This is a genomic window from Cellulomonas jepli (assembly GCF_047229345.1).
Taxonomy (GTDB): Bacteria; Actinomycetota; Actinomycetes; order Actinomycetales; family Cellulomonadaceae; genus Cellulomonas_A.
This window is the reverse complement of record NZ_JBFTER010000001.1, coordinates 1-24,871: the sequence shown is the minus strand read 5'-3', so window position 1 is coordinate 24,871 and position 24,871 is coordinate 1. Positions and strand designations below refer to the sequence as shown.

The 24,871-nt window shown below is 74.6% G+C and carries 18 protein-coding genes; 8 read left to right on the top strand and 10 right to left on the bottom strand.

The genetic code is table 11. From position 1 onward, the window contains the following. Positions 1 to 40: 40 nt before the first annotated feature. A complete protein-coding gene (locus tag AB6N24_RS00090) occupies positions 41 to 2,788 on the bottom strand; it encodes a bifunctional acetate--CoA ligase family protein/GNAT family N-acetyltransferase (RefSeq protein ID WP_412867527.1) in 2,748 nt (915 codons plus the stop codon). A gap of 272 nt (positions 2,789 to 3,060) precedes the next feature. Between AB6N24_RS00090 and AB6N24_RS00085 the strand changes: the two genes are divergently transcribed. Beyond that, positions 3,061 to 5,532, top strand: coding sequence for a DNA gyrase/topoisomerase IV subunit A (locus AB6N24_RS00085; protein WP_412867434.1), 2,472 nt, complete (start codon positions 3,061 to 3,063; stop codon positions 5,530 to 5,532). 247 nt (positions 5,533 to 5,779) lie between these two features. Here AB6N24_RS00085 and AB6N24_RS00080 read toward each other — a convergent pair whose 3' ends face one another. After that, positions 5,780 to 6,811, bottom strand: coding sequence for a GNAT family N-acetyltransferase (locus tag AB6N24_RS00080; RefSeq protein WP_412867433.1), 1,032 nt, complete (start codon positions 6,809 to 6,811; stop codon positions 5,780 to 5,782). 307 nt (positions 6,812 to 7,118) lie between these two features. Then, the gene (locus AB6N24_RS00075; RefSeq protein WP_412867432.1) at positions 7,119 to 9,245 is read right to left on the bottom strand and encodes a DNA gyrase/topoisomerase IV subunit B; all 2,127 of its coding nucleotides are present in this window, start codon (positions 9,243 to 9,245) and stop codon (positions 7,119 to 7,121) included. Between the two features lie 165 nt (positions 9,246 to 9,410). Here AB6N24_RS00075 and AB6N24_RS00070 point away from each other — a divergent pair, with 165 nt between their 5' ends. Together AB6N24_RS00070 and AB6N24_RS00065 are read left to right on the top strand one after the other, a co-directional pair. After that, entirely contained in the window at positions 9,411 to 9,638 is a 228-nt protein-coding gene (locus AB6N24_RS00070) for a DUF7455 domain-containing protein (protein ID WP_258723523.1), read from the top strand. Positions 9,639 to 9,943: 305 nt separating this feature from the next. Further along, the gene (locus AB6N24_RS00065) at positions 9,944 to 10,840 is read left to right on the top strand and encodes an NAD(P)H-binding protein (protein ID WP_412867431.1); all 897 of its coding nucleotides are present in this window, start codon (positions 9,944 to 9,946) and stop codon (positions 10,838 to 10,840) included. Positions 10,841 to 11,098: 258 nt separating this feature from the next. On the opposite strand, the gene AB6N24_RS00060 is transcribed toward AB6N24_RS00065, so the two are convergent. The 3 genes from AB6N24_RS00060 to AB6N24_RS00050 form a co-directional block, all read right to left on the bottom strand. Continuing rightward, positions 11,099 to 12,610: an RNA polymerase sigma factor gene (locus tag AB6N24_RS00060; RefSeq protein ID WP_412867430.1), complete on the bottom strand. Its 1,512-nt coding sequence runs from the start codon at positions 12,608 to 12,610 to the stop codon at positions 11,099 to 11,101. A 341-nt stretch (positions 12,611 to 12,951) separates the two neighbouring features. Next, positions 12,952 to 13,350: a universal stress protein gene (locus tag AB6N24_RS00055; protein ID WP_412867429.1), complete on the bottom strand. Its 399-nt coding sequence runs from the start codon at positions 13,348 to 13,350 to the stop codon at positions 12,952 to 12,954. A gap of 96 nt (positions 13,351 to 13,446) precedes the next feature. After that, a complete protein-coding gene (locus AB6N24_RS00050; protein ID WP_412867428.1) occupies positions 13,447 to 14,574 on the bottom strand; it encodes a DUF4192 domain-containing protein in 1,128 nt (375 codons plus the stop codon). A 138-nt stretch (positions 14,575 to 14,712) separates the two neighbouring features. Between AB6N24_RS00050 and AB6N24_RS00045 the strand changes: the two genes are divergently transcribed. After that, complete coding sequence (locus tag AB6N24_RS00045) at positions 14,713 to 15,270, top strand: hypothetical protein (protein ID WP_412867427.1); 558 nt, start codon at positions 14,713 to 14,715, stop codon at positions 15,268 to 15,270. A 19-nt stretch (positions 15,271 to 15,289) separates the two neighbouring features. Next, entirely contained in the window at positions 15,290 to 16,408 is a 1,119-nt protein-coding gene (locus AB6N24_RS00040) for a polyprenyl synthetase family protein (protein WP_412867426.1), read from the top strand. Between the two features lie 63 nt (positions 16,409 to 16,471). On the opposite strand, the gene AB6N24_RS00035 is transcribed toward AB6N24_RS00040, so the two are convergent. After that, positions 16,472 to 16,891, bottom strand: a complete 420-nt coding sequence (locus tag AB6N24_RS00035) for an Rv2175c family DNA-binding protein (protein WP_412867425.1) — start codon at positions 16,889 to 16,891, stop codon at positions 16,472 to 16,474. Between the two features lie 162 nt (positions 16,892 to 17,053). On the opposite strand from AB6N24_RS00035, the gene AB6N24_RS00030 reads away from it, so the two are divergent. After that, complete coding sequence (locus AB6N24_RS00030; protein WP_412867424.1) at positions 17,054 to 18,298, top strand: LysM peptidoglycan-binding domain-containing protein; 1,245 nt, start codon at positions 17,054 to 17,056, stop codon at positions 18,296 to 18,298. A gap of 48 nt (positions 18,299 to 18,346) precedes the next feature. Then, entirely contained in the window at positions 18,347 to 20,359 is a 2,013-nt protein-coding gene (gene pknB, locus AB6N24_RS00025; RefSeq protein WP_412867423.1) for a Stk1 family PASTA domain-containing Ser/Thr kinase, read from the top strand. A gap of 166 nt (positions 20,360 to 20,525) precedes the next feature. Here pknB and AB6N24_RS00020 read toward each other — a convergent pair whose 3' ends face one another. The 3 genes from AB6N24_RS00020 to AB6N24_RS00010 all read right to left on the bottom strand — a co-directional run bounded on the left by AB6N24_RS00020 (position 20,526) and on the right by AB6N24_RS00010 (position 24,038). Then, positions 20,526 to 21,878 carry a class II 3-deoxy-7-phosphoheptulonate synthase gene (locus AB6N24_RS00020; RefSeq protein WP_412867422.1) on the bottom strand — a complete coding sequence of 451 codons (1,353 nt, stop codon included), beginning with the start codon at positions 21,876 to 21,878 and terminating at the stop codon, positions 20,526 to 20,528. Further along, positions 21,875 to 23,095 carry a pyrophosphate--fructose-6-phosphate 1-phosphotransferase gene (locus AB6N24_RS00015; protein ID WP_258723534.1) on the bottom strand — a complete coding sequence of 407 codons (1,221 nt, stop codon included), beginning with the start codon at positions 23,093 to 23,095 and terminating at the stop codon, positions 21,875 to 21,877. Before AB6N24_RS00015 ends, AB6N24_RS00020 begins: the two co-directional genes overlap by 4 nt. A 145-nt stretch (positions 23,096 to 23,240) precedes the next feature. Further along, positions 23,241 to 24,038, bottom strand: coding sequence for a lysophospholipid acyltransferase family protein (locus AB6N24_RS00010; RefSeq protein ID WP_412867421.1), 798 nt, complete (start codon positions 24,036 to 24,038; stop codon positions 23,241 to 23,243). 76 nt (positions 24,039 to 24,114) lie between these two features. On the opposite strand from AB6N24_RS00010, the gene AB6N24_RS00005 reads away from it, so the two are divergent. Next, complete coding sequence (locus AB6N24_RS00005; RefSeq protein ID WP_412867420.1) at positions 24,115 to 24,747, top strand: hypothetical protein; 633 nt, start codon at positions 24,115 to 24,117, stop codon at positions 24,745 to 24,747. Positions 24,748 to 24,871: the final 124 nt, after the last annotated feature.

Below are 24,871 nucleotides of genomic sequence, written 5' to 3'. Positions count from 1 at the left end.
GGTCCATCCTCCCATCTCGCGCGCCCCCGCCGGCCCCGCGTCACGTCGGGAGCGCCCGCCGCGAGCCGTCGGCACGGTCCGCCGTCCCGAGCTGGGCCCGCGCGCCGAGCACGGTCGCGCCGTGCTCGGCGACGACCACGGGGTTGAGCTCGAGGCTGCGCAGCTCGGGCAGGTCGTCCGCGAGCACCGACAGCCGCGCGATGACGTCCTCGAGCGCGTCGACGTCGAGCGGCGGCAGCCCGCGGTACCCGAACAGCCGGGGCGCGGCGCGCGCGGCCCGCACGAGCTCGGCGACGTCGACGTCCGTGAGCGGCGGGACGGCGTAGCTGATGTCGCCGAGCAGGTCGGACGCGTCGCCCGAGAGCCCGAAGCTCAGCACCGGCCCGAACAGCGGGTCCTCGACCGACCGGACGACGCACGCGGCGCCGAGCGGGGCCATGCGCTGCACCTCGAGCGGCGCGCGACCGGGCTCGAGCGGGTGGCCGTGCGCGAGGGCGAGGACCTGCTCGACGTCGGCGCGCAGCTCGGCCTCGTCGTGCACGTCGAGCCGGACCCCGCCGAGGTCCGCGCGGTGCCGCAGCGCGGGGACGGTGGTCTTGAGGGCGACCGGCCAGCCGAGCCGGTGCGCGGCCTCGACCGCCTCGTCGGGCGTCGCGACGGGGACCGACTCGAGCACCGCGATGCCCGCGCACGCCAGCAGCTCGGCGGTCTCGGCGGGGCTGAGGTCCACCGCGTCGCCCGGCGTCACGCCCGCGAGCCTCGCGAGGACCAGGCGGCGGGCTCGGCGGGTGTCGACCCCGGCCGGCTGCACCGGGCTGCCCCGGTCCGCCGAGCGCCACGCCGAGTAGCGCTCCGCCTGGCCGAGCGCGAGGACGGCGTCCTCGGGGGTCGTGTACGCGGGGATCGTCCAGCGTCGCCCGTCGTCGTCCTCGGCGGTCAGGTCGTCGGTCGCGCCGTGCAGCCCGAGCATGCAGGCGACGGTGGTGCGCCCCGACCCGGCGGCGACGGCCGCGAGCGCACGCGAGACCCGCACCTGCGAGTGCCCGACGGTCGGCACGTGCACCGCGACGACGACGTCCACGGCGGGGTCCTCGTAGAGGCGCGCGAGCGTCGAGGCGAGCGCGTCGTCCTCGGCGTCCTCCCGCACGATCGCGGCCTTGCCACCGACCACGAGCCCGACCGCGGCGGCGGCCTCGGCGACGAGCGCCGCCATGGGCGCCGAGCTCGCGACGATCGCGACGCGCCGTCCCGTCGGCAGCGGCTGGAGCGCGAGCACCTGGGCGACCTCGAGCATCTGGTGGGTGTTCTCGACCCGGATCACGCCCGCCTGGCGCATGACCTCCTCGAGCGTGCGACGCGGGGCCCGGGTGGCGCGCACCGCGTGCCCGGGCGGGACGACCTGCCCCGAGCGGCCCGCGGTCACGACGACGACCGGCTTGACCGCCGCGAGCCGCCGGGCGACGCGGGAGAACTTGCGCGGGTTGCCGATCGACTCGAGGTACAGCCCGACGACCTCGGTCGCGTCGTCGTCGCGCCAGAACTGCATGAGGTCGTTGCCCGAGACATCGGCCCGGTGCCCCGCGGACACGAAGTGCGAGAGCCCGAGACGGCGCCGGCGCACCGAGCCGAGCAGCGCCACGGCCATCGGCGCCGACTGGCAGAACAGCCCGATCGTGCCCGGCGGTGGCGGGTCGGCGGCCAGGGACGCGTTGAGCACCCGCCCACCGGTCGACGACAGGACGCCGTACGAGCTGGGCCCGACGACGCGCATACCGGCGGCGTGCGCGGTGCGCAGCAGGGCGCGCTGGAGCGCCAGGCCCTCGGGCCCGGTCTCCGCGAACCCGTCGGACAGGACGACGACGCCGCGGACCTGCAGCCGCGCGAGCGCCCGGACGGCGCCGACGGCCTCGGCCGCGGGCACCGCGACGACCGCGAGGTCGACCGGCCCGGGCACGGACGCGACGTCGGGCCAGTGCTGCGTCGCGGCCCCGGGTGCGCCCGCGTCGGGGTCGGGCGCCTGCGCGACGACGTGCAGCTCGAGGTCGCCCTCGGCGCCCGCCTCGAGGTCCGCGACGACGCGACGCGCGAGCAGGTCGTCCATCGAGCCGGGCGCGACGTCCGGGGAGCCGACGACGACAACCGAGCGCGCCGACAGCAGCCCCTGCACGCTGCGGGCCTCGGCGCGGTGCTCGCGGTCGGCCATGACCGCGAGCGAGCGCCCGGTCGGGTCGATGTCGAACTCGACGGTCACGACGCCGTCCTCGAGCGACTGCCGGACCGCGTACCCGGCCTCGCGGAACACCGCGATCATGCGTCCGTTCTGCGGCAGCACCTCGGCGGTGAAGCGCCGGACCCCACGCTCCCGGGCGGCCGCGGCGAGGTGCTCGAGCAGCACGGACCCGAGCCCGCGCCCGTGGTGCGCGTCCGCGATGTTGAACGCCACCTCGGCGACGTCGGGCGCGATGCGGTCGTAGCGCGCGACGCCGATGATCTCCTCGTCCGCGGTCACGGCGACGAGCGCGACCCGGTCGGCGTGGTCGACGACCGTGAACCGCGCGAGGTCGCGGTCCGAGAGCCGGTCGAGGTTCGCGAAGAACCGCAGGTACGTCGAGCGCTCGGACTGCGCGACGTGGAACGCCTGCAGCGCCTCGGCGTCGCTCGGCCGGATCGGCCGCACGTGCGTCGTCGACCCGTCGCGCAGGACGACGTCGGCCTCCCACCCGGCCGGGTACGCCGGCGCGGGCACGGCGGACGTCACGGCCCCGTCGCCGTCGGTCACCTCACCCATGCCGTCCAGGCTAGTGCGCGGGCGCCCCGGCACGCGGTGGACCGCCCGGACGGCGGTGCCGCGCACCTCGCCCTGCCCCCGGCGCCGCCCGGTGCCGTGCGCGGTGTCCTGCGCGGTGTCCTGCTCGGTGTCCTGCTCGGTGTCCGACCCGCGTGGCATGGTTCGTGCACGCTGCCCGACGCGCGACAATGGCCGCGCCGCGTGCGCCCGTGCGCCGTCGGTCAGCAACCCCGGAGAACCCGCCCGCACGTCCCTCGAGGAGCCGCTCACCCATGGCGCGACGCAACGCGACCCCCGACGTCCCGCCCGAGGACCTCGTCGAGCGGATCGTCGACATCGACGTCGCGACCGAGATGGAGGGCTCGTTCCTCGAGTACGCCTACTCGGTCATCTACTCGCGGGCCCTGCCCGACGCCCGCGACGGCCTCAAGCCCGTGCAGCGCCGGATCCTGTTCCAGATGTCGGACATGGGTCTGCGCCCGGACCGTCCGTACGTGAAGTCGGCGCGCGTCGTCGGCGAGGTCATGGGCAAGCTGCACCCGCACGGCGACACCGCGATCTACGACGCGATGGTCCGCATGGCCCAGCCGTTCTCGCTGCGCCTGCCGCTCGTCGACGGCCACGGGAACTTCGGCTCGCTCGACGACGGCCCGGCCGCGCCCCGGTACACCGAGGCCCGCCTCGCCCCCGCGGCGGCGGCCATGACGACGGGGCTCGACGAGGACGTCGTCGACTTCGTGCCGAACTACGACAACAAGCTCACGCAGCCCGAGGTCCTCCCGGCCGCCATCCCGAACCTGCTGGTCAACGGCGCGAGCGGCATCGCGGTCGGCATGGCGACGAACATGGCCCCGCACAACCTCGTCGAGGTCGTCGCCGCCGCACGCCACCTCGTGGCGCACCCGGACGCGACGCTCGACGACCTCATGCGCTTCGTGCCCGGCCCCGACCTGCCCTCGGGCGGCAAGATCGTCGGCCTCGACGGTGTGCGGGACGCCTACCGCACGGGCCGCGGGGCGTTCCGCACGCGGGCCACCGCGCGGATCGAGAACGTCACCGCGAAGCGCAAGGGCATCGTCATCACGGAGCTGCCGTACACGGTCGGCCCCGAGAAGGTCATCGAGAAGATCAAGGAGGGCGTGCAGTCCAAGAAGCTCTCCGGGATCTCCAACGCGGTCGACCTCACGGACCGTCAGCACGGCCTGCGGCTCGTCATCGAGGTCAAGACCGGCTTCAACCCCGAGGCGGTGCTCGAGCAGCTCTACCGGTACACCCCGCTCGAGGACTCGTACTCGATCAACAACGTCGCGCTCGTCGAGGGTCAGCCCCGCACGCTCGGGCTGCGCGAGCTGCTGCAGGTGTGGGTCGCGCACCGCATCGACGTCGTGCGCCGCCGGACCACGTTCCGCCTCGCCCGTCGCCGCGAGCGCCTGCACCTCGTCGAGGGCCTGCTCATCGCGATCCTCGACATCGACGAGGTCATCCAGGTCATCCGCACGTCCGACGACTCGGACACCGCGCGCACCCGGCTGCGCGACGTGTTCGACCTGTCGGAGCCGCAGGCCGAGTACATCCTCGAGCTGCGGCTGCGCCGCCTGACGAAGTTCTCCCGGATCGAGCTCGAGAAGGAGCAGGAGCAGCTCCAGCGCGAGATCGCCGACCTCGAGACGATCCTGGCCGACGAGGAGCGCCTGCGCGGCGTCGTGTCCGAGGAGATGGCCGACGTCGCCGCGACCTACGGCACCCCGCGCCGCACCGTGCTGCTCGAGTCGGCTGGCGGCACGAGCGTCACCGGCGCCGCCGCGGCGTCCCGCTCGGCCACGCCGCTCGAGATCGAGGACTCGCCGTGCTGGGCGCTGCTGTCCGCGACCGGTCTGCTCGCCCGGACCACCGGTGCGGACGCGCCGCTGCGCGCCGAGGCCGGATCACGCCGGGCCAAGCACGACGTGCTGCGCGGTGCGGTCGCGACGACGGCACGGGCGGAGGTCGGAGCCGTGACCTCGCGCGGCCGTGTCGTGCGCGTCTCGGTGCTGCACCTGCCCTCGCTCCCGCCGACCGACGGCGCCCCCACCCTGTCGGGCGGGGTCCCGCTCGCGGAGGTCGTGACGCTCGAGGCCGGCGAGCGGGTCGTCGGGCTGGCCTCGCTCGCGCCGGACGCACCGACCCTCGCGCTCGGGACCGCGCAGGGCGTCGTCAAGCGCGTCTCCCCCGGCGACGTCCCGGGGAACAAGGACGCGTGGGAGGTCATCGCCCTCAAGCAGCTCGACGAGGTCGTGGGCTGCGCCGAGGTGACCGACGCCGACGAGCTCGTGCTCGTCGCGTCCGACGCGTCGCTGCTGCACTTCGCCGCGTCGTCGGTGCGCCCGCAGGGCCGTTCCGCGGGCGGCATGGCCGGGATCAAGCTCGCCGCCGGGCAACGCGTCGTGCACTTCGGCGCGGTGCGTCCGGGTGTCGAGGCGGCCGTCGTGACGATCGCCGGCGCCGCGAGCGCGCTGCCCGGGACGCAGCCGGGCTCGGTCAAGACGACGCCGTTCGACGTCTACCCGGGCAAGGGCCGCGCGACGGGCGGTGTCCGCGCGCACCGGTTCCTCAAGGGCGAGGACACCCTGCTGCTCGCCTGGGTCGGCCCGGTGCCCCCGCACGCCACGACGTCCGCGGGCCAGCCGGTCGAGCTGCCGGCGGTCGACCCTCGTCGCGACGGGTCCGGGCTGCCGCTCGCCGCGCCGGTCCACGCGATCGGCTGACGCGCCGCTGCACCGCCCGGGCGGGAGGCCGCACTGCCTGGCCTGGTGCGTGTCCGCCGCACGGCTCGGGGCGGGTCCCACGACAGGGCCCGTCCTGGCCGGGCCGCGCCGGTGCGTCGACGCCTGGCGCGTGCCTCGCATGCGGCGACCGGCGCGGGCTCCGCGTGACGCCGCCCGGCGCAGGCCCGCGTGCACGCCGCCTGGCGCGGACGGCGGGCGCCCTGCAGCGCCCCGCGCGAGCCGGTGGTCAGAGCTCGATCGACCACATCGACGAGCCCTGGAAGACCTCGTAGCCGAGGCTCGCGTAGAGCCCGTGCGCGCCCGACGGGTTCTCGGTGTCGACGCCCAGCTCGGCGTAGTGCATGCCGTCTGCGGCGTACGCGTGCATCGCCGCCGTCAACAGCGCCACCCCGAGCCCGCGCCCGCGCCACGCGCGCCGCACCCCGAGGAGCTCGGTGTACCCCGACGGATAGCCGGCGACGGCCCAGTCCTGCTCGTACCGGCCCGACAGCAGGTAGCCCGCGACCTCCCCGGTGGCGTCGTCGACCGCGAGGAAGCTCCACGACGGCGCGAACATGCTCCGGCCGTGGCTCCATGCCTCGGCGCTGCGCGGCTGGCTGCCCCAGTGGTCCGCGAAGGCCTCGTTGTGCGCGACGCGGGTCGCCTCGTCGAGCTCGGGCGACCAGGGCACGATGCTCACGCCGTCGACCTGCGGCACGTCGGGCACGCCGTCACGGAGCGGGCGGCGCATCTCCGAGTAGTAGCGGATCGGCGCGAAGCCGGCGCGGGCGTAGACCCGTGTCGCGGCGGGCGCGGCGTCCTCGAGGTAGGCGGCGAGCCGGCCCGGCACGTCCTTCCCCGACCCGGCGAGCAGCTGGCGCCCGCGCCCCTCGAGCCACGCGACGACCGCACGACCGACCCCCCGGCCGCGCCACTCGGGGTGCACGCCGCCGAGCAGGAACGCGCGCACGAGCGACTCGTCGCCCGGCGCGGTCGTGGCCTGCGCGTACGCGCGCATCACGCCGTCGCCGTCGAGGCCGACCAGGGTGTCGCTCGCGTGGTCCTTCCAGTCACCCTCGAACATCTCGACGACCTCCTCGAGGGAGCGCCGGAACGGCAGCGCGTCGCCCTCCTCGATCGCGGCGACGAGCCCGAACAGCGCCGGGGCGTCCTCCGGGACGAGCGGGCGCCAGGCGAGGCCGAGCTCGGCCGGGGGCAGCGGGGGCTGCGCAGGGGCAGCGGCACGGACGGCGATCGGGGCGAGGGACACGGTGCTCACCGCGCCACGATGCCGGTGCCATGACGGGACGGGCAAGGCGAATACGTGCACCGCGCGGCACCGGGCGTCACGCGACGGCGGCTCGGACGGGCCCGGGCCCTGCGGGCGACGCCGAGGCCCGACGCGCCGGCCTCACCGAACGCCTCGGGCTCACCGGACGGCCCGGGCTCGCAGGACGCCTCGGGCTCGCCAGACGGCCCGGGCTCGCAGGACGCCTCGGGCACCAGGACGCCGGGCCACGGACGGCCCCGACGGCCGGACAGCCCGGACAGCCCGGACAGCCCGGACAGCCCGGACGCAGCGTGCCTCACGCGTCGATGCGACTCCGGTCCAGCTCGTCCGCGCCCGCGATGATGAAGTCCTTGCGCGGCGCGACGTCCGAGCCCATGAGCAGCTCGAAGATCTGCTCGGCCCGCTGCGCGCCCTCGACCGTGACCCGGCGCAGCGTGCGGTGCCGCGGGTCCATCGTCGTCTCCGCGAGCTGGTCGGCGTCCATCTCGCCGAGGCCCTTGTAGCGCTGGATGTCGTCCTTGTACCGCCGCCCGGCCTTGTCGAGCTTCTTGAGCGTCGCGGCGAGCTCGGCCTCGGAGTACGTGTAGAGGTACTCGCCCTTCCGGCTGCCCACGGCGACGGTCTCGATGCGGTGCAGCGGCGGCACGGCGGCGAACACTCGGCCGGCCTCGACGAGCGGGCGCATGTACCGGAAGAAGAGCGTGAGCAGCAGCGTGCGGATGTGCGCCCCGTCGACGTCGGCGTCCGTCATCAGGACGACCTTGCCGTAGCGCGCCGCCTCGAGGTCGAACGTGCGCCCCGAGCCGGCGCCGAGCACCTGGATGATCGCCGCGCACTCGGCGTTCTTCAGCATGTCGGTGATCGAGGCCTTCTGGACGTTGAGGATCTTCCCGCGGATGGGCAGCAGGGCCTGGAAGTCCGAGCTCCGCGCGAGCTTGGCGGTGCCGAGCGCGCTGTCGCCCTCGACGATGAACAGCTCGCTGCGGGCGACGTCGTCGCTGCGGCAGTCCGCGAGCTTCGCGGGCAGCGAGGACGACTCGAGCGCGTTCTTGCGGCGCGAGATCTCCTTCTGCTTGCGCGCCGAGAGCCGGGCGCGCATCTCCCCGACGACCTTGTCGAGCAGCAGCGCCGAGTGCGCCTTGTGCTCGCGCTTCGTCGACGTGAAGATCGCGCCGAGCTCGGTGTCGATCACCTTCGCCACGATCCCGCGCACCGGCGCGGTGCCGAGGACCTCCTTCGTCTGGCCCTCGAACTGCGGCTCCGCGAGGCGGACGGTGATGACGGCCGTGAGGCCCGCGAGCACGTCCTCCTTCTCGATGCGCTCGCTCGTGTCGCGCGTCGAGATCTTGAGCCGGCGGGCGTTCGCCTCGACCTGCTTGCGCAGCGTGCGCAGCAGCGCGGTCTCGAAGCCCGCGAGGTGCGAGCCGCCCTTCGGGGTCGCGATGATGTTGACGAAGGTGCGGACCTCGGTCTCGTATCCCGTCCCCCAGCGCAGCGCGACGTCGACCTCGCACCGTCGCTCGACCTCCTGCGGGCTCATGTGGCCGCGGCCGTCGAGCACGGGGACGGTCTCCGTGAAGGTGCCCTCGCCCGTCAGGTGCCAGACGTCCGTCACCGGCGCGTCGGGCGCGAGGTGCTCGACGAAGTCGACCGTCCCGCCGGCGTGCAGGAACGTCTCCTCGTGCGGCCCGTGCTCTCCCGGCGTGCCGGGGACCCGGCGCTCGTCGCGCACCGTGATCGCGAGGCCCGGCACGAGGAAGCTCGTCTGGCGGGCACGCGTCACGAGCTCGTCGTAGGAGAACACCGCGCTCGTGGGGAACACCTGGCGGTCGGCCCAGTACCGCACGCGGGTCCCGGTGCGCCCGCGCGGCGCCTTGCCCACGACGGCGAGCTCGGAGCCCGAGACGAACGGCTCGAACGGCGCGTCGGGGCTCGGCGCACCCGTGTCGGCGAACGTTCCCGGCTCGCCGCGGTGGAACGTCATCCGGTGGGTCTTGCTCCCGCGGTCGACCTCGACGTCGAGGCGGGCGGACAGCGCGTTCACCACGGACGCGCCGACGCCGTGCAGGCCGCCCGACGCGGCGTACGAGCCGCCGCCGAACTTGCCGCCCGCGTGCAGCTTGGTGAACACGACCTCGACGCCCGTGAGCCCCGTCTTCGGCTCGACGTCCACCGGGATGCCGCGGCCGTTGTCCCGGACCTCGACCGAGCTGTCGGCGTGCAGGACGATCTCGATGCGGTCGCCGTGACCGCCGAGCGCCTCGTCGACGGAGTTGTCGATGATCTCCCACAGGCAGTGCATGAGCCCGCGCGAGTCGGTCGACCCGATGTACATGCCGGGGCGCTTGCGCACCGCCTCGAGGCCCTCGAGGACCGAGAGGTGGCGCGCCGTGTAGCTGGACTCCGCGGATGCTGTCGACACGAGGCCCGATGGTATCCGTCGGCGCCGACACGGGTCGCACGCCGGGCCGTCCGCGCCGCCCGTTCCGGGACATCTGGGGTGTTCCCGGGCGGGGTCGTGTACGCGGGGAGCGAACCACCCGTTCTGGAGGGGAAGTTTCCCCGGTGCGGATGGTTGTATGTCTATGTGACTGGGACGACGACCGAACCGCTGACCGTAGCCGACCGCTGCGACCGCTGTGGCGCGCAGGCCTACGTCCGTGTGCTGCTTCCCGTGGGCGAGCTGCTCTTCTGCGCGCACCACTACCGAGCGCACGCGCCGAAGTTCGCCGATGTGGCGACCCACGTGCAGGACGAGACCGACCGCCTTCTTGCCGAGCATGGAGCAGGTGCAGGAGCAGCAGCCGCGCGCTGACCTCGACCCTCGAGAGGGCGCCGACCGGGACACCCCGGCGGCGCCCTCTCGTCGTTCCCGGCCGTTGACCGGGTCCTGCCCCACGACCCGCGCGTGCCCGAGGGCGTCGCCGCGCCCCGAGGGCGTCGTGGTGCCCGAGGACGCCGTCGTGCCGGAGGAGATCGTCGAGCCCGCGGACGTCGTGGCGCCCGAGGACGTCCGGGCGGCCACCCCACCGGGGCCTGCCCTCCCCGCGACCCCGCCGATGTCGGTGCCTCGCGCGACGATCGTGCGGGTAGGCAGCCGTCGACCGAGAGGCGCGACCGATGACGATCGTCGTGACGACCCCCACAGGACGCGTGGGATCACGCGTGACCACCCTGCTGGCCCAGGCGGGTGAGCGCCCGAGGGTCCTCCTGCGCGACCGCACGCGGCTCGACCCCGCGCTGCTCGCGCTGTGCGACGCGGTCGATCTCGACCTCGGTGACCCGGACGCCGTCGCACGCGCCAGCGCCGGCGCGGACGCCCTCTACTGGGTCGACCCGCCCACCCCCGACGACGACCCGGTCGCGGGCCACGAGCGGATGGGCGCCTCGGCGGCCTACGCGGTGCGGACGAACCGCATCCCGCGCGTCGTGCTGCAGAGCAGCGTCGGGGCCGAGGCCCGGCACGGCTTCGGGGACATCGATGGGCTCGCGCGCACCGAGGAGCTCCTCGACGCGACCGGCGCGCACGTGACCCACCTGCGCTGCGGCTACTTCTTCACGAACCTGCTGATGGACGTCGACCAGCTCCGGTCCGGCACCCTGACGACGACGCTGCCGACGGACCACCCGATGCCGTGGGTCGACCCGCGCGACATCGGCGACGTCGCCGCGGCTCGCCTGCTCTCCACCTCGTGGACCGGGCGCACGACGCAGGGCGTGCACGGGCCGGCCGACCTGTCGTTCGACGACGTCGCGCGCATCCTCACCGACGTCACGGGGCACCGGGTCGTCGCGACGCAGGTCACCGACGTCGAGGTGGCGGGTGCGCTGCGGGGGTTCGGCCTCACCGAGGCGCAGGTCGACGCCGTCGTGGGGATGTCCCGCGGGCTGCGCGGGGACTTCGTCCCGGAGGACCGTCGCTCGACGCGCACGACGACACCGACGACGCTCGCGTCGTGGGCGCAGGAGCACCTCCGGCCACTCCTGGCGCGGGGCGCAGGCACCGCCGCGGGGTGAGGCCCGCGGGGCCGGCGCAGCACGCGTCCACGAACGGCGCCCGCGCGTGCGCACCGCAGAGCCGCACACCGGCACGCGAGGACCCGACGCGTGCACGGCGCAGAGCCGGACGCCAGGCACTGGCAGCCCGGTGGTGCGCGCCGTAGAGCGACACATCGGCGGCCGAGGGCCGGTGGACGCGCGGCGCAGCCGCACGCCAGCGCACGAAGGCCCGGTGCGTGTGCACCGGGCCTTCGTGACGTGCGGGGTCCTGCGGACTCAGTCGAGGTAGTCCCGCAGCACCTGCGAACGCGACGGGTGACGCAGCTTCGACATGGTCTTGGACTCGATCTGCCGGATCCGCTCGCGCGTGACCCCGTAGACCTTGCCGATCTCGTCGAGCGTCTTCGGCTGGCCGTCGGTCAGGCCGAAGCGCATCGAGACGACGCCGGCCTCCCGCTCGGACAGCGTGTCGAGGACCTGGTGCAGCTGCTCCTGGAGGAGGGTGAAGCTGACCGCGTCCGCCGGGACGACGGCCTCGGAGTCCTCGATGAGGTCACCGAACTCGCTGTCACCGTCCTCACCGAGCGGCGTGTGCAGCGAGATGGGCTCGCGGCCGTACTTCTGGACCTCGACGACCTTCTCGGGCGTCATGTCCAGCTCCTTGGCCAGCTCCTCCGGCGTGGGCTCGCGGCCCAGGTCCTGGAGCATCTGGCGCTGGACGCGGGCGAGCTTGTTGATGACCTCGACCATGTGCACGGGGATGCGGATCGTGCGCGCCTGGTCGGCCATCGCGCGGGTGATGGCCTGGCGGATCCACCACGTCGCGTAGGTCGAGAACTTGTAGCCCTTGGTGTAGTCGAACTTCTCGACCGCACGGATGAGGCCCAGGTTGCCCTCCTGGATCAGGTCCAGGAAGAGCATGCCGCGACCCGTGTACCGCTTGGCGAGCGAGACGACGAGGCGCAGGTTGGCCTCGAGCAGGTGGTTCTTGGCACGACGGCCGTCGGACGCGATCCACTCGAGCTCGCGCCGCAGCTTGGGCTCCATGGTGACGCCCGCGTTGAGGCGCTCCTCCGCGAACAGGCCGGCCTCGATGCGCTTGGCGAGCTCGACCTCCTGCTCGGCGTTCAGCAGCGCGACCTTGCCGATCTGCTTCAGGTAGTCCTTGACCGGGTCGGCCGTCGCACCGGCGGTGACGACCTGCTGGGCGGGGGCGTCGTCGTCGTCGGCGTCCGAGTAGACGAAGCCGACGCTCTCCTCGGTCGCCTCGTCGGCGGCGGCAGCAGGCTTGGCCGGCTTCTCGGCGTCCTCCTCGAGGTCGCCGGCGACGGCCTCGACCTCGGCGACAGCGGGCTCGACGTCCTCGAGCTCGACGTCCTCGAGCTCGACCTCGTCCTCGGCGACCTCGCCGTCGGGCGTGGCGGTCTTCGGGGCGGCGACCTTGGCCGACGCGACCTTGGCCGACGCGACCTTGGCACCGGCAGCCGCCTTGGCAGCGGACGGCGCCTTGGGGGCGGCCTTGGCGCGGGCGGGCTTGCGAGCGGCGGGGGCCTCGGCGGAACCGTCGGCGACGACGGCCTTGGCGGCGGGGCGCGTCTTCGCGCTCGTGGCAGCGACGGCGCGCGCCGCGGGGACGGGCTCCTCGACGGCGATCCCGGCGGTCGCGAGACCGCGGACGACGGCCTTGAGACGCTTGGCGTCCTGGACCTGGGCCTGCTCGCAGGCCGTGCGCAGGGCGACCGCGTCGACGCTTCCGTGGGTCCGGCCACGACGGACGAGCTCCTGCATGGCAGGATGCTCGAACTCACGCGGGAGTGCGGGGTGCGAAGGCTGGAGCGACACAAACGACCTTTCGGCAGCGAGAGACCCAGATCAGATCGGCGGGTGCTCCCATATTGTACCGGCCGCACCTCGGCACAGCGGGCCGAGAGGGCCGTTCGGGTCAGCGTGGACGGGGTCCCGGCGCAGATGGCGCGGAGACGCGACGCTCGAGGATCGCGCGTGGACCCGGTGCCCACCGCTCTCTCGAGACTGACGAGGTTGACAACGTGCGGGCGCAAGGAAAGATTCCCGCTGCCGGGAGACCCGGGGCAGCGGGGTCCTGCGCGGGCGCACCGCCCGCCGAGCGGTCAGCTCGCGACGGGCTTGACCGCGAGCACGGGGCACGGGGAGTCGAGCAGGATGCGCTGCGCGTTGGCGCCGAGGATGAGCTTGCCCACGGGGCTGCGACGACGCAGGCCGATGACGATGAGCCCGGCCCCGACCTCCTCCGCCGTGCCGATGAGGTCCTCCGCGACGTCCCGGCCACGGGCCAGCACGCGGACGTCGTGCTCGATGCCGCGCGACGTCAGCTCGGACCGGACCGCGTCGAGGGCCGCCTGGGTCTCCTGGCGGTGCTCGTCGGTCTCGTCGCCTCGCTCGCTGACCACCACGACGAGGGACTCGCCGCGCCGCTCGGCCTCGCCCGACGCCGTCTCGAGCGCCGCACGCCCCTCAGGGGTTGCCAGGTACCCGACCACGATGCCCATCGGTCCTCCGCTCTCGACGCACTGACGTCCTGCCCCTGCCGTGACGCTACCGGAGCGCGGGCCCCGCGACGAACGCACGCCGGACGACGGGCCTGGTCAACCGGCGCGTCGGACCCAGCCCGGGGGCATCGCGACCGCGAGCGTCCGGTCCAGGATGCGCGCCAGCCGGTGGTCCGGGTCCTCCTCCAGCGCGCGCTCGAGGAGCAGCCCCGCGCGGGCACCGTCCGCCTGCCACCAGGCGAGCAGGGCGAGCAGCGTGCACGCCGGTGCCTGCGCGCCGCGGCGACCGTGCCCAACGACGCGCTCGAGCACCGACACGTGGGCGGCGGTGAGCGCCGGCGGTGGGACGACACCACGTCGCTGGTCGACGATCCCGGCGACCGCCTCGGCGACGAGCGCGTCGGTCGCGCCCGGCGCCTCCCGCAGAGACCGCTCGGGGAGGTCCGGCGGACCGGGCACCATGCTGACGAGCACCGCGTCGCGCACCCGTGTGTCAGCGAGCGCGACGTCGAGGCGACCCAGCGCCGGCGCTCCCACGGACGGCGCCCCCGCGAGCACCACGGCGACCTCGTCCCGCCACGCCGCGAGCGACGCGAGGCGCCACGCCGTGAGAGCCGCCGGACCGTCGGCGAGCGCCCGCTCCCGGCGCCCGCGCCAGCGCGCCGCGACGCGTGCCACCGACCGGCGCGCGTCACCGCCCGCCGCGGGGATGCGCGCGACGTCGGCCCGGCAGTCGGCGACCGCGGAGCCGGCGAGCACGAGCTGAGCCCCGACGGCGGTCGACTCGAGGTCGCGCAGCGCCCGGCCGCCGGGCGGGCAGCAGCCGGCGTCGTCGCAGTCGAGCGCCAGGTAGCCGTCGGCCGTCACGACCCAGACGGCGACGTCGGACAGTCCCGCGGCCGCCGCCTCACGGAAGTGCTCCGCTGCGGCCCTCGCGACCGGCGGGCTGTCGGGACCGCGCGGGTCCTGGGCGGTGTAGAGAACCAGCACCGCGCGCCCGGCGCCGTCCGCGCCCAGGTGCGCGACGAGCCCGCGCGCGACCTGGGGGCCGTGCACCACGTCGCCCAGGTCGGCGAGGTCGACTCGGGCCACCAGGCCGATCCGCCCGCGGGGTGGTCGCAGGCTCACGGCGACGGCGCTCTCGTGCGGCCGGAACCCCAGCTGGTGCGGAAGGTAGGCGAGCATCTCCCGGGGCTCGCTGACCCGGATCGTCGTCGTGTCCATGTCGGTACCCAAGCGAGCCCGACCGCTCGTCGGGCGCCGTGCCCCGCAGCCTGTGGACCGCGTGTCGACCGACGGCCCCTGGGGTCGCCCGACCACCCGCGCGCCACGCACCGCGGGGACGTTCGTTACGGTGTGCGCGTGCTCCGCCCCTCCCCCGCCCGACGTGCGTGCACGGCGCTCGTGTCGACCGTCGTCGCCGCGGGCGCGCTCGCCGGGTGCACCGCGGACGCCGAGCCGACGCCCGACCCCACCGGTACGGCCACCAGCACGGCCGCCGGAACCGCCGGCGACGCCGCACCGGCCCCGTCCCCGACCGAGGCGCTGCTCACCGCCGGGCCCGACGCCTCCTCCGCGGTGGGTCGCCTCGTCGACGGCTTCCCGACCGACCTCGTGACCGTGCCCGCCGACGCCGAGGTCCTCGTCTCCTCGGCACAGCCGCCGGACCCCGCTGGCTTGCGGGAGATCAGCCTGAACCTGCGCAGCCCGCAGGACGCGGCCGCGCTGCTCGACGGCGTCCGGGCGACGGTGCTGGCCGCCGGCTTCGCCGAGACGGCGGGTGCGGCTGCCGAGCCGGGGCTCGCGGCGCAGGCGACGTTCAGCCGCAGCGAGGGCCAGGAGATCGTCATCGTGGGCGTCCTCGACCGGGACGGGGTGCGCACGCTCACGCTCGGCGGACGGGTGCGCACCGCCCCCTGAGCGCACCTAGGCTGCCCGCGTGACCTCCTCCCCCTCACTCGTCGACGTCGAGGACGTCCGCAGCCGCGTCGACGCTGCGCTCCGCCTCCACGTCGAGGACCTCCGTCCGAGCCTCGCCGCCTCGAGCGCCGACGCGGACCGGCTCGCCGGCGCCGTCGAGCAGATGCTGGGCGGCGGCAAGCGGCTGCGTGCCGCCTTCTGCTACTGGTCCTGGCGCGCGCACGGCGGCGTGCCGGGGACCGCGCGCGAGCAGGTCGTCGTGCAGGTCGGTGCGGCGCTCGAGCTGTTCCAGGCGGCCGCGCTCTTCCACGACGACGTCATGGACGACTCGGACACCCGGCGCGGGCTGCCCGCGGCGCACCGCACGTTCGCCGCGCTGCACGAGGACGCGGCCTGGTCGGGGGACGCCCGCCGCTTCGGCGAGTCGGCGGCGATCCTGCTCGGCGACCTCGCGCTCGTCCGCAGCGAGCACGTGTTCTCCCGGGCGCTCGACCCCGAGCCTGCTGCGCTGCGCTCGCGCGTGCGCGGCGTGTTCGACCTGATGCGCACCGAGGTCACGGTCGGCCAGTACCTCGACGTGCTGGCCCAGGCGCTCCCGTGGGGCGAGGACCCGCAGGCCGACGAGCAGCGCGCGCGCGAGGTGATCCGGTCGAAGTCGGCGCGCTACAGCGTCGAGCACCCGATCGTGCTCGGGGCGGCGCTCGCGGAGGCCGACGACGACGCGCTCGCGGCGTGCCGGTCCCTGGGGCTCCCCCTCGGCGAGGCCTTCCAGCTCCGCGACGACCTGCTGGGCGTCTTCGGCGACCCGGCGACGACGGGGAAGCCCGCCGGCGACGACCTGCGCGAGGGCAAGCGGACCGTCCTCGTCGCCCGCGCGATGGCCCGTGCGGTCGCGTCCGGGGACGACGGGACCGTCGCCCGGCTCCGCTCCGAGCTCGGGATCCGCGACCTGTCCGACGAGCGCGTCGCCGCCCTGGCCGCCGCGATCGCCGGCACGGGCGCGCCCGACGACGTCGAGCGGCTCATCGACGAGCTCGCGGGCGACGCCTTCGCGGCGCTCGACCGGCTCCCGCTGCACGAGCCGGGCCGGACCTACCTCGTGCGGCTCGCGCACGCGGCGGTCGACCGGCGCGCCTGAGCACCGGCACCTCCTCGCGCCGCCCGGGCCGCCGGGCCTCGGGCCGGGACCGGGCGCCGCGGCCTAGAGCAGCGCCTGGGCCTGACGGCGGACGGCGGTCTTGTGGCCGGTGCGCAGCGCCTCGATCGGCGTCGCGCCGAGCGAGTCGTCGTGCGTGAAGAGCCAGGCGACCGCCTCCTCGTCGTCGAACCCCGCGTCGGCCAGCAGCGTGAACGTGCCCTGGAGCGCGGCGAGCACGGTCCACTCCGGGGCGTCCGGACCGGTGGTCTCGCGCGACGGCGCGGACGGGTTGGCGAGGTGGCTCGGGACCAGGAACGCCTCCGGGACGGACAGGACGCGCGGGTCGCCGCGGCGGACCGCAGCGATCCGCCCCTCCTGCAGGAGCCGGCGGACCTTGCCCACGTCGAGGCCCAGGCGTTCCGCGACGTCGGGCAGCGGCAGCCAGGAGCCGACGAGCTGGTCGAGTGGTGTGGATTCAGTCACCGCCACAGGGTACGCACCCCGGAGATCACCCGTATGCGCGGAAATGACAATGCCGTAATTCCGGCACGGCGCTTTCGCGCCCGCATTCCCTGGGTTACGTTCGCAGTCGAGTCACACGAGTCACACAGGCACCATCCATCACATCTGCCACACGAGGTCGACATGACGCAGCACGCCACCGCCCCGTCCGCCGCGCCACGTCCGCGCACGGTCGACGCGCGGCCCCGCCCGCAGCGCATCGACCCCCGACTCGTGCGCCGCGTGGGGACCGGCACCGGTGCGACGCTCGTGCTGGCCGCCGCCGCGGTCGCCGCCTCGGCGAGCGCCGCGCACGCCGACGAGCAGTACACGGTCCGCAGCGGCGACACCGTGAGCCACATCGCGACGCGCACCGGGACCACCGTCGCGGCACTCGCCCGCGCGAACGCCCTCGCCGACGCCTCCCACATCCGCATCGGGCAGAAGCTCGTCATCCCGACCGGCTCCACGGCAGCCGCCCCGGCTCCTGCGGCGGCCCCCGCCGCTGCCGCCCCGGCCGCTGCGACGCACACGGTCGCGCGCGGCGAGACGGTGTCGCACGTCGCGAAGCGCTACGGCACGACGGTGGCCGCGATCGTCAGCGCGAACGGCCTCGACTCGCGGGCGTTCGTCCGTGCCGGCCAGACGCTCACGGTCCCCGGTGCCGCGCAGTCCGCGCCCGCTCCGGCAGCGCCGGCCGCCGCCGCCTCCGCCGCGGCGGCGGCGGCGACGCACACGGTCGGCTCCGGCGAGACCGTCTCGAGCATCGCGAAGCGCTACGGCACCACGGTCCAGGCCATCGTGGGCGCGAACGGCCTCGACAAGCGTGCGTTCATCCGCGTCGGGCAGAAGCTCGCCGTCCCCGGCGCGGCAGCACCCGCGGCCGCCGCCCCGGCCGCGCAGCTCGTCGGGAACACGTTCGCGGGGCGCACCTACGCGAGCCCCGTCGTGGCCGCCGCCAACGCGAACAAGGCCACCCTGCTGGCTGCCGGGGTCCCCTCGAAGGCCGAGATGCAGGCGAAGGTCGCCGCGACGGCGCGCTCGATGGGCGTGGACGCCTCGCTCGCGCAGGCCGTCGCCTTCCAGGAGTCCGGCTTCAACCACACGTCGGTGTCCCCTGCGAACGCGATCGGCACGATGCAGGTCATCCCGTCGTCCGGGGAGTGGGCCTCGCAGCTCGTCGGGCGCAGGCTGGACCTGCTGAACCCGGACGACAACGTCGTCGCGGGCGTCGCCATCCTCCGCTCGCTCGTGCGGACGAGCCCCGACCTGCCCACCGCGATCGCCGGCTACTACCAGGGCGCGTCCTCCGTGCAGCGCAACGGCATGTACGCCGACACGCGCCGCTACGTCGCGAACATCCAGACGCACATGACGCGCTTCCGCTGAGGCGCGGCCTCCACGATGTGAGGGCACGGCGACCGTAGACTCACCCGCGTGGGAGCCACCGTCACCGATCCGCTCGTGGGCCGCCTGGTCGACGGGCGGTACGAGGTCGTCTCCCGGATCGCCCGGGGCGGCATGGCGACGGTGTACCTCGCCGTCGACCGGCGCCTCGACCGGGACGTCGCGCTCAAGGTCATGCACCCGCACCTCGCCGAGGGCGGCGCCGGCTCGGACTTCGTCGCGCGCTTCCGCCGGGAGGCCCGCGCCGCGGCCCGTCTCACGCACCCCGGGCTCGTCGGCGTGCTCGACCAGGGCGTCGACGGCGAGACCAGCTACCTCACGATGGAGTACGTCGACGGCACCAACCTGCGCCGCCACCTCGCCGAGCGCGGCGCGCTGACCGTCGGCGACGCGCTCGGGATCCTCGAGCGCGTGCTCGACGCCCTCGGAGCCGCGCACCGCGTCGGCCTCGTGCACCGGGACATCAAGCCCGAGAACGTCCTCATCGCGGTCGACGGCCGCGTCAAGCTCGCCGACTTCGGGCTCGCGCGCGCGGTGACCGAGGTGACCTCGACGACGACCGGCACGGTGCTCGGGACGGTCGCCTACCTCGCTCCCGAGCTCGTGACGCGCGGCGCGAGCGACGCGCGCACCGACGTGTACGCCGCCGGGATCCTGCTCTACGAGATGCTCACCGGCCGTCAGCCCTTCACGGGCGAGACGCCGATCCAGGTCGCGTTCCAGCACGTGAACTCCGACGTCCCGGCACCGTCGGACCTCGTCCGGTGGCTTCCCGTCGAGGTCGACGAGCTCGTCACCGCGCTCGCGGCGCGCGAGCCCGAGGACCGACCGGTGGACGCGGCCGCGGCGCTCGACCAGCTGCGCCGGACGCGCGCGACGCTCGACGGGCCGACGCTCGCCCGGGCGGCCGAGGTCGCGCCCACGATCACCCTGCCGAGCGCGACGGACCCCCGGCCCGCGGAGGACGACGACCTCGCGACCGGCGAGACGTCCGCGGGGCTCGACGCCGCGCGCCGCGAGGACGAGACGACCCGGCTCGACGTCGCGGAGGCCGGCCGCACCGTGGCCCTGCCGATCGGCACCGGGCTGCGCAGCACCGTGGCGTCGACCCGGCACGACGGCGCACCGCCCGGCGCGGACCGGCCCACCGGCCGGCGACGGCGGTGGCTGGTCGTCACCGCGCTGCTCGTGGTGCTCGCCGCCGCCGGTGCGTGGTGGTACATGACGTCCGGCCCCGGCGCCTACACACGCGTCCCGGAGCTGATGAGCCTCACGCGCGACGAGGCGCTCGCGACGCTCGAGGAGCACGGGCTCGAAGGGAAGCCGGTCGACGCGTTCGACAGTGCCGCCCCGGTCGGCGCGGTGTTCGCGAGCGACCCGGCTCCCGGGGACCGGATCCGCAAGGACGGCTCCGTGACGTTCTCCGTGTCGAAGGGCCCGGACCTCGTCGCCGTGCCGGAGGGGCTCGTCGGGGCGATGCAGGCCGACGCGCAGGCCGCGCTCGAGGCGGCCGACCTCGTCGCCGAGTACGCCCCGGGCGAGGACCACTACGACGACAGCGCGCCGCTCGGCTCGGTGCTCGAGGCGTCGGCCGAGCCCGGCCAGCAGGTCGAGCGCGGCTCGTCCGTCGTGCTCACGCTGTCCGACGGCCCCGCCCCGGTGACGATCTTCTCGGTCGTCGGCGCGAGCCAGGACGAGGCCACGACGCAGCTCACGGACGCCGGGCTCGCGCCCGAGGCGGTCCCCGCGTGGTCCGACACCGCCCCCGCGGGGAAGGTGATCGCCCAGGAGCCGAAGGCCGGGACCGCCGGGCACCGGACCGACACGGTGACGATCACGGTGTCGCAGGGCCCCGAGCCCGTCGCGGTCCCCGACCTCACCGGCAAGCAGTTCGGCGAGGCCGAGGCGGCGCTCAAGGCCCTCGGGTTCGCCGTGAAGCGGGAGAACGTGCTCGGCGGCATCTTCGGCACCGTGCGCTCGCAGAGCACCCCCGCCGGCGAGAAGGTCCCCAAGGGCAGCACCATCACCCTGACCGTCGTCTGACGCCGGACGTCTGACGTCCCACGCCTGACGGGTGACGCCCCACCTCGGACGTCCGGCACCGGAACGCGCGCACGGCGCACGGCGCCGCCGCCAGCGCCGCCCGCGCACGAGAACGGCGCGTGACCCGTCGGGTCACGCGCCGTCGTCACGACCGGAGGGCCGGACCTCACGCCTTGCGGAGCAGCTCCACGACCTGGAACGCGAGCTCGAGCGACTGCTGGTGGTTCAGGCGCGGGTCCACGAGGGTCTCGTAGCGCCGCCCGAGGCCCTCGTCGTCGATCTCCTCGGACCCGCCGAGCACCTCGGTGACGTCGTCGCCGGTGAGCTCGATGTGCAGGCCGCCCGGGACGGTGCCGAGCGCCCGGTGCACCTCGAAGAACCCGGCGACCTCGTCCATGACGTCCGAGAACCGCCGCGTCTTGTACCCGCTCGCCGACGTGATGCCGTTGCCGTGCATGGGGTCGCATACCCAGGTGACGGGGCGGCCGTCGGCTGCGACCTTCTCCACGAGCGCGGGGAGCAGGTCGCGGATCTTGCCGGCGCCCATGCGCGTGATGAAGGTGAGCCGGCCGGGCTCGGCCGTCGGGTTGAGCTTGTCCATGAGCGCGAGCGCGTCGTCCCCCGTGCTGGTGGGGCCGAGCTTCACGCCGATCGGGTTCTGCACGCGCGAGAAGTAGTCGACGTGCGCCCCGTCGAGCTGACGCGTCCGCTCCCCGACCCACAGGAAGTGCGCCGAGCAGTCGTAGGGCAGCCCGGTGCGCGAGTCGATGCGCGTGAGCGGACGCTCGTAGTCGAGCAGCAGACCCTCGTGGCTCGAGAAGAAGTCGACCGTGCGCAGCGCGTCGAAGTCGGCGCCGCACGCCGCCATGAAGCGGATCGCGCGGTCGATCTCCGCGGCGATCTCCTCGTAGCGCGCGTACGCCGGGTTCGCCGTGAACCCGCGGTTCCACTCGTGCACGCGCAGCAGCGACGCGAAGCCGCCCGTCGTGAACGCACGGATCAGGTTCAGCGTCGAGGCCGACGTGTGGTACGCCTCGAGCAGGCGCTCGGGGTTCGGCACGCGGGCCTCGGGCGTGAACTCGTAGCCGTTGATGATGTCGCCGCGGAACGCCGGCAGCGTCACCCCGTCGCGCGTCTCGGAGTCCGAGCTGCGCGGCTTGGCGTACTGCCCCGCCATGCGGCCCATCTTGATCACCGGCAGGCTCGCGCCGTACGTCAGCACGACGGCCATCTGCAGGATCGTCTTGATCTTGTTGCGGATGTTGTCCGCGGTCGCGTCGGCGAACGTCTCGGCGCAGTCCCCGCCCTGGAGCAGGAACGCCTCGCCGCGGCCCGCGGCGGCGAGCTGGGCCCGCAGCGCGTCGGACTCCCCCGCGAACACCAGCGGCGGAACGGCGGACAGCCGGTCCGTGACGCGCGCGAGGTCCGCGGCGTCCGGCCAGCGCGGCTGCTGCGTCGCGACGAGCTCACGCCAGTGGTCGAGCCCCGCGACCACCTGCGGGTCCGCCTCGACGGTCACGAGTGGCCGCCGGGCACGAGCGGCTGGCCGATGTCGGCGAGCAGCGCACCGAACCACTCCTGCGACACGTCGAACGCCTTGCCGCCCGCGATGCGGGGGAACGCGATGGCCTTGAGCCGGTCGCCGTCCTCCTCGTCGTGGCCGATGACGCCCGAGTCGCCCTTGAGCGCGGCCTCGACCGCCAGGTCCGTCATCGACTTGATGAGGCGCAGGTCCTCGGCGTTCGCCGCGGCGGCGCGCGAGTAGTAGCCCGACTTCTGGACCATGACCTTCTCGGCGCCCAGCTTCTCGGCGAACTGCTTCGCGAACCACTGGCCCGGGTTGATCGTGTCGAGCTTGACGTGGCCGAACGGGTCGCGCGGGACCTCGGCGCCGGACGCCTCGAGCTGCTCGACGATCTCGTGCATGCCCGCACCCTCCGACAGGAAGATGTTGACGTTGCCCTGCTCGTCCATGATCGTCTTGAGGCGCGCCGCCTCGGCGTCGATGTCGAGCGCGAGCTCGGGCAGGAACACCGCGTGGATGTCCCAGCGCTCCCGCGTCAGGCCGAGGCTCGGCACCCACTCCTGCGCGTCGAGCCACTTCCGGTACTCCGCGGCCGCCGCTGCGGTGAGCCAGCCGCAGTGCCGTCCCATGACCTCGTGCACGATCAGCATGCGCGGTCCCGAGCGGTGCTCGCCGATGACGTTGGCCGCGAAGCCGGCGGCCTCCTCGGCCGCGGTCCAGGCGCCGAGCGACTGCTTGATCGGGACGACGTCGTTGTCGATCGTCTTCGGGAGGCCGACGACCGTCAGGTGGTAGCCGTTCTCCTCGAGGAACGCCGCGAGGTCCGCCGCGGTCGTGTTCGTGTCGTCGCCGCCGATGGTGTGCAGGACGTCGACGCCGTCGGCCTTGAGCTGCTCGGCCGCGACGTGCAGGGGGTTCTGGCCCTCCTGGACGAGCCCGCGCTTGACGCAGTCGGCGGCGTTCGTCAGCTTGACGCGCGAGTTGCCGATCGGGGAGCCGCCGAAGCGGTGCAGGAGGCCGGCCTTCGCGCGGGCCTCGGCGTCGACGACGATCTTGTCGCCCCGCAGGAGCCCGTGGTAGCCGTGCTGGTAGGCGATGATCTCGATCTCGGGCGCGATCTCGGTGTACCGCTCGATGAGGCCACCGACGGCCGAGGACAGGCACGGGGCGAAGCCGCCTGCGGTCAGGAGCGCGACGCGACGAACCGACATGAGACACACCTCTCGTTGTTTCTGCACAGCTGGCGCCCACAGGGTGGGGCGTCCCGGTGGCCCGTCGTCGGGCCCAAGGTCCGGGTTCGTGACGGCGGGACTGGTCGATCGGCGCCGGCCCGGGAGGCCCCGGACGCCGACCGGATCATCCTACTGACGCGCTCGCCTCGTCCTCGGGCGGTCCCGGCACCTGGACGTCGGGGGCGGGCCGGCCGCCGGGCGCCGTCGGGCCGGACTCGGCCACGGGCGCCGCCGCGGGGTGACCCGTCGCGATCCGGGCCTTCTGCGTCGCGGCGTACACGTCGACGTACTCCTGGCCGGACAGGCTCATGAGCGCGTACATGATCTCGTCGGTCACCGACCGCAGGATGAAGCGGTCGTTCTCCATGCCGCGGTACCGGCTGAAGTCGAGCGGCTCACCGATCACGACGCCGAGGCGCACCGGCTTGGGGATGACCCGGCCGAGCGGCTGCGCGACGTCGGTGCCCACCATGACGACGGGGACGACGGGCGCCCCGGACTCGAGCGCGAGGCGCGCGACGCCCGTCTTGCCGCGGTACAGGCGGCCGTCGGGGCTGCGCGTGCCCTCGGGGTAGATGCCGAACAGCCCGCCCTCGCGCAGCCGGTTCAGCCCGGTGCGCAGCGCGGCCTCGCTCGCCTTGCCGCCCGAGCGGTCGACGGGGATGGTCCCGACCCCACGGAAGAAGCCGGCCTTGAGGCGCCCCTTCATGCCGGTCCCGGTGAAGTACTCGGACTTGCCGATGAAGACGATCTCGCGGTCGAGCACGAGGGGCAGCACGAACGAGTCGATCACCGCCAGGTGGTTGCTCGCGAGGATCGCGGCGCCCTCGCTCGGCACGTTCTCCGCGCCACGGACCCAGGGGCGGAAGACGAGGTGCAGGAGCGGACCCACCATGACCCGCTTCATCAACCAGTAGAACAAGCTGCCACCTCTCGACCACGCCGCCCGGGGATGTCCCGCGCGGCCCGCACCGCATGTCCGACTCTAGAGTGCTCTCATGGCCGCACGCCCGGACGACCCCGACGACACCGTCCCCGATCCCGGGACGACTCCCGGCACCGCGGAGGGCACCGGTGGCGCCACCCCCGAGCCCGTCCCCGACGCGCCCCGCGAGCCCACCGACGACGAGCGCTGGGCGGCGATCGTCGCCGACCTGACCGGCGGGAACGACCCCGTGGGCGGCACGTCCGGGCCCACGAGCACGACCGGGACGGCCGCGGGTCCCGCCGTAACCTACCCCGTCGCCCCGGGGGTCCCGGACCCCCGCGTCATCCGTCCGGCCGCCGACGACGCCGAGCACGAGCGGCACGAGCCGCCCGAGCTCACCGGTCGGTCGTGGGACGGGACCACCCAGATGGACGCCGCCGACGCGGCGGACGAGGCCGAGGAGCACTTCGTCGCCCCCGACCCCGGCCCCGTGATGGGCGGCGACCCGCTCCTGACGATGGCGTGGTTCGCCGCCGCGGGGATGCCGATCTTCCTTCTCGTGGTCGTCGTGGCGTGGCCCACGGCCCCCGCCGCGATCATCCAGGCCGCGACGGCCGTCTTCGTGCTCGGCGTCGCGGCGCTGCTCTGGCGGATGCCCCACCGGCGCGACGACGCGGACGACGACACGGGCGCCGTCGTCTGACCGGGGCCGCCGTCATGCAGCCGGGGGCTGCGGTGCGACCGGCAGCCGTGGTGCGGCCGGCAGCCGTGGTGCGACCGGCGGCCGTGGTGCGACCGGCGACCGTGGCGCCCGGGCGGCCGCGCGC

What these genes read in the sequence shown, in the direction of transcription:
- AB6N24_RS00090 (WP_412867527.1), bottom strand. Translation starts at nt 2,788, where the DNA reads ATGGGTGAGGTGACCGACGGCGACGGGGCCGTGACGTCCGCCGTGCCC.
- AB6N24_RS00085 (WP_412867434.1), top strand. Translation starts at nt 3,061, where the DNA reads ATGGCGCGACGCAACGCGACCCCCGACGTCCCGCCCGAGGACCTCGTC.
- AB6N24_RS00065 (WP_412867431.1), top strand. Translation starts at nt 9,944, where the DNA reads ATGACGATCGTCGTGACGACCCCCACAGGACGCGTGGGATCACGCGTG.
- AB6N24_RS00060 (WP_412867430.1), bottom strand. Translation starts at nt 12,610, where the DNA reads ATGCAGGAGCTCGTCCGTCGTGGCCGGACCCACGGAAGCGTCGACGCG.
- AB6N24_RS00055 (WP_412867429.1), bottom strand. Translation starts at nt 13,350, where the DNA reads ATGGGCATCGTGGTCGGGTACCTGGCAACCCCTGAGGGGCGTGCGGCG.
- AB6N24_RS00050 (WP_412867428.1), bottom strand. Translation starts at nt 14,574, where the DNA reads ATGGACACGACGACGATCCGGGTCAGCGAGCCCCGGGAGATGCTCGCC.
- AB6N24_RS00030 (WP_412867424.1), top strand. Translation starts at nt 17,054, where the DNA reads ATGACGCAGCACGCCACCGCCCCGTCCGCCGCGCCACGTCCGCGCACG.
- AB6N24_RS00015 (WP_258723534.1), bottom strand. Translation starts at nt 23,095, where the DNA reads ATGTCGGTTCGTCGCGTCGCGCTCCTGACCGCAGGCGGCTTCGCCCCG.
- AB6N24_RS00005 (WP_412867420.1), top strand. Translation starts at nt 24,115, where the DNA reads ATGGCCGCACGCCCGGACGACCCCGACGACACCGTCCCCGATCCCGGG.